The sequence below is a fragment of the Streptomyces ipomoeae 91-03 genome (genome assembly GCF_000317595.1).
Taxonomy (GTDB): Bacteria; Actinomycetota; Actinomycetes; order Streptomycetales; family Streptomycetaceae; genus Streptomyces; species Streptomyces ipomoeae.
Map to the genome: position 1 here is coordinate 1 of NZ_AEJC01000358.1, position 912 is coordinate 912.

At 69.1% G+C, this 912-nt stretch carries 1 protein-coding gene and 1 pseudogene; both read right to left on the bottom strand.

Annotated features, from left to right (window positions below; genetic code table 11):
* Window positions 1-402: 402 nt before the first annotated feature.
* Complete coding sequence (locus STRIP9103_RS22885; protein ID WP_048820799.1) at window positions 403-648, bottom strand: hypothetical protein; 246 nt, start codon at window positions 646-648, stop codon at window positions 403-405.
* Window positions 645-912 (bottom strand): annotated as a pseudogene (locus tag STRIP9103_RS22890) (hypothetical protein); the annotation flags it as partial. The pseudogene STRIP9103_RS22890 and the gene STRIP9103_RS22885, both read right to left, overlap by 4 nt.

The following is a 912-nucleotide window of genomic DNA, read 5'->3' on the forward strand; positions in this document are numbered from 1 at the left end:
TCGCCAGCCGCTGAAAGGCCGCTCCCCAAGGGGCCCTGCTCTGTTCTTGGAGCAGGGCCTCGCCGTCTGCGCTGAGCACGGCCTGCTGGTGTCCTGGGGCAATGTGATCGGGCCGTTGGCGGTCGGCCCCACCCCTGGCAGTCACTTGGCGGCGCGACTGACTCTTATAACTTGCTTGCCGGGTACCGAAAGCGTAGACGATGCGAGGGGGGCCCGTTGAGTTTTACGCGTCATCAGCCGCCCTGACCTTGCGGGGATCAGGAGGCATGGAACAGCCCCTCCCCCGAGTCGACACGCTGCCCGAGCCCGAGGGTGCCCGAGGAACGCGGGCAGTTGCTGCACCCGCAGGCCCCGTCTCCGCCGCACGCGCAGCCACCGCCCCCTGCCGTATCGGGTATCGGCCTATTTCCTGCCGCGCAAGTTCCGCGCTGCTGCTCGGTCGAGCCCGGTCGTCGGTCGGCGGGTTTTCGTCGTGAGCCGTTTGATGTCGCGGCCGAGTTGTTCATGGCGTGTCTTGGCGTATTCGGTGTACTGCTGTCGCAGGTAGGCGGGCAGGTCGGCCGGTGGTGGGGCCTGGGCGGAGCCGGTGATGGTCGCGACGATCTCGCCGATGGTCCATGCCTTCCTGGCCTTGCTCCAAAGGCTCATGCGGCCACCGCCAGACCGGCGCCACCGTCGGGCTCGCCGCCGTCGTCACCCTTGCCCGGACTGTCCGGGTCCGGGCCGTCGTCGATCCATCGGGCCGCTTGGGCGAGCGCCAGGTCCAGGGTGTCCAGGGACAGCCGTGGTGCGGGCAGCGGACCGCCGTAACCGCAGTGCTGGTGGATCGAGCGGGCGTACCGGACGGCCTTGTCCTGAACGCTCTCGACGACCATGCGGGTCGCTTCGGTGCGTATGCGCGCGCAGTCACGG

What these genes read in the sequence shown, in the direction of transcription:
- STRIP9103_RS22885 (WP_048820799.1), bottom strand. Translation starts at nt 648, where the DNA reads ATGAGCCTTTGGAGCAAGGCCAGGAAGGCATGGACCATCGGCGAGATC.